Source organism: Gammaproteobacteria bacterium (assembly GCA_033720895.1).
Lineage (GTDB): Bacteria > Pseudomonadota > Gammaproteobacteria > Natronospirales > JAJUFS01 > JAWWBS01.
Map to the genome: position 1 here is coordinate 1 of JAWWBS010000111.1, position 2,714 is coordinate 2,714.

Annotated in this window: 4 protein-coding genes; 1 reads left to right on the forward strand and 3 read right to left on the reverse strand. The window is 61.1% G+C overall.

The features are described from left to right. Positions 1-356: hypothetical protein (locus R3217_10625; protein MDX1455897.1), on the reverse strand; the 356-nt coding region annotated here is incomplete at its 3' end. A gap of 231 nt (positions 357-587) precedes the next feature. On the opposite strand from R3217_10625, the gene R3217_10630 reads away from it, so the two are divergent. Further along, positions 588-1,082 carry a hypothetical protein gene (locus tag R3217_10630; GenBank protein ID MDX1455898.1) on the forward strand — a complete coding sequence of 165 codons (495 nt, stop codon included), beginning with the start codon at positions 588-590 and terminating at the stop codon, positions 1,080-1,082. Positions 1,083-1,152: 70 nt separating this feature from the next. Here the strand turns inward: R3217_10630 and R3217_10635 are convergent, their stop codons facing one another. Both R3217_10635 and R3217_10640 read right to left on the reverse strand, forming a co-directional pair. Continuing rightward, positions 1,153-2,466, reverse strand: a complete 1,314-nt coding sequence (locus R3217_10635) for an APC family permease (GenBank protein MDX1455899.1) — start codon at positions 2,464-2,466, stop codon at positions 1,153-1,155. Then, on the reverse strand, positions 2,459-2,714 hold a 256-nt coding region (locus R3217_10640; GenBank protein MDX1455900.1), incomplete at its 5' end, for an MFS transporter. The genes R3217_10640 and R3217_10635, both read right to left, overlap by 8 nt.

A 2,714-nucleotide genomic window follows, 5' to 3' on the forward strand; every position in this document is an offset into this window, starting at 1 on the left:
CGGAGGATGTCGTCTTCGACATCACCGACGTCGCCCACTGGCCGCTCGTAGGACGAGGTCCACAGGGTTTCACCGCTGGCCATGTCGCGAAGCTCGGCAGTCAGGTAAAGCTGGCCCTGCTGGTGATGGGCCTTGCCGGTGAGGATGTAGCCCGCTTTGAGTGCTTTCGCAGCTTCGGCGAGATCCAGGTCGGGTCCCTTGAAGCGCATGGACGATGCCAGTGGCGCTACCCGCAGTCCTTCTGCCCAGCTCAGGGCATGCAGCAGTTCGTCGGCAATGCCATCACCCACGAAGCCCTGGTCGCCTTTCTCACTCGAATCCTGCATCGGCAGGATGGCCAGTTTTGCCGTCGACATGTGTCACCTCCCGCGGGCTGGACATCCTTGTGAAGCCGCTGTTCTTCTTGTGTTTTTCATTTTCAGTATAGACCCGCAAAGAGGCCCGGAGTACCGCCGGGAAGCTTTTCCAAATCAAGAAGTTGCACCCTCGGTCAAGAATTTGGTTGGCATTGGCGGTTGGCATTATGTAAATTCTGACGAGTGGGCAGTTTCTGCCCATCGGCACGTCCACGCTGTTGGGGGAAGATCATGAGCTACTCGACCGTTCGGATCGGCTTTTATGGCCACGATGCACTTTACGATTTCCCGGCGAACGAAGCCGAGCTGAACAAGCTGCTCGACGCCGTCAAGCGCCTCGCACTGCGCCACAAGGATGTCACCATGTATTACGAACTGGGCATCAGCGAGGACACCACGGCCATCATCTCGGTTCGCGAAATCCAGACCATCACCTTCATGAGGGATGGCAAGGCGTCGGATCCGGGCGTGCAGGTGGTCGATACGGACAGCTTGCGGGACCAGAGCGAAGCCGCTTTCTTTCTCAAGGGCCAGACCTCGGCATTCCGCCTCGACATGGACAAGGGCGGCCCGCTGGCCGGCATGATCGAAGCCTTGCTGGATGCCGGCTACGATGACGAGGACATCGGCTGCGTGATGCTGAGCGACAAGCACGACAACCCCATCTTCCTGATGCTGGACGAAATCCAGTTCGCGGTATTCGATCATTCGGTGGTCGAACACTGAGCTGCAGCAGGTTCACTGGTAAAAAGGCCGCAACGCGGCCTTTTTTCCTGTCCGCCAGGTCACTCCCCGCTCACACCTTGTTCGCGCGTTGCGCCAGCCAGTAAAGCAGCGTCCCGAAAATCGCGAACATCAGCGTGACCAGCAGCGAGTCACGGCTGACCTGCACCAGCAGGCCGAGACAGCCAAGAATGCCCAGCGCCGGGACCAGCAAACCGCCCTTCATGCGAAAGGCAGCCGCACCTTCATGCTGGCGCCGCAGGACCGGCACGGCCGAACAGGTCACGATGTAGACAAACAGCCGCGCCAGCACCGAAATCGCTGCCAGCCAGATGAACGAACCGAAGGCGGCCAGCAGGAAGGACACCACGCCGAAGAAGACGATCGAGTTCGCCGGCGTCAGGAACCTCGGATGCACGACCGCAAACCATGCCGGCAGACTGCCATCCAGGCCCAGGGCATAGCTCATGCGCGGCGACGAGAAAATCGCACCCAGCAGGTTGCCACCCACCGAGGCAACCAGTCCGGCCATCAGCAATACGGCGCCCGTTTCACCGAACAGGACAGCAGCCACATCGAGCAGCGGCGTGCTGGTGTCCGCCAGGTCCGGCAACGCGGCCATGCTGACCAGCTGGATGCACAGGTACAGCAGGCCCGCGACCAGGGTGCCCAGCAACAGGGCCCGCGGCATGTCGCGCGCCGGGTTGCGTGCTTCGCCTGCCGGCACGGTGGCCGACTCGAAGCCGACATAGGCATACATCAGCAGCAGGATGGCGCCGCCAAGGTCCAGGCTGGCAAGGTCCGTGCTGATGGCGCTTTGCTGCATGGCCTCGATCCCGGGCAGCTCGAGCATGAATACGCCGAGTATCACGAGACCGAGCAGCGCAATGAATTTCAGCACCGTGAATACACCTAGCGAACGAATGGCGCGGACATTGCCGATCACGTTGATGGCCGTCATGCCGAAGCAGATGATTGCCAGCAGGATCCAGCGCCAGTGCCCCTGGTTCGCTTCCGGCCAGAAATAGCTGATCGAATCGACCAGCAAGACGCTGCCCGCCGAAAACGCGACAACACGTGCGATGTAATAAAGCCATCCGGTCTGGAAGCCGATGAAGCGGCCATAGGTATCGGTGGCATAACGGATCGGCCCGCCGGTGCCGCGGTAATAACTGGCAGCCTCCGAGAAGCACAGCACGATCGGGAGGATCAGCAAGGCGCAGGCAATGTAGATCAGCGGACTCCATGCACCAGCCAGCCGGGTGGCACCCGCGGGCAGGCCGAAAATGCCGGAGCCGATGAAGCCGTTGATGACCAGCAACCAGATTCCCCAGAGACCAAGGTTGCGCGGCAGAAGCTCCTTCGCCTCCGGTGTTGCTTCATTCATGCAGACGGGTTTCCTTGTTGCCAGCTGGCAGCCATCGAACCACGAAGGCAGACGCCAGCGCCAGCGTGCCGGCCGCCAGCAGGCAGGCATTCAGCCCCTGCCATTGGTAAAGCGCACCGGACAGCACCGTGCCCAGCAAGCGCCCCGCTGCATTGGCCATGTAGTAGAAACCGACATCCAGCGACACGCCATCGCGCCGTGCCAGCGATACGACGAGATAGGAATGGAACGAGGAATTTAGAGCGAAG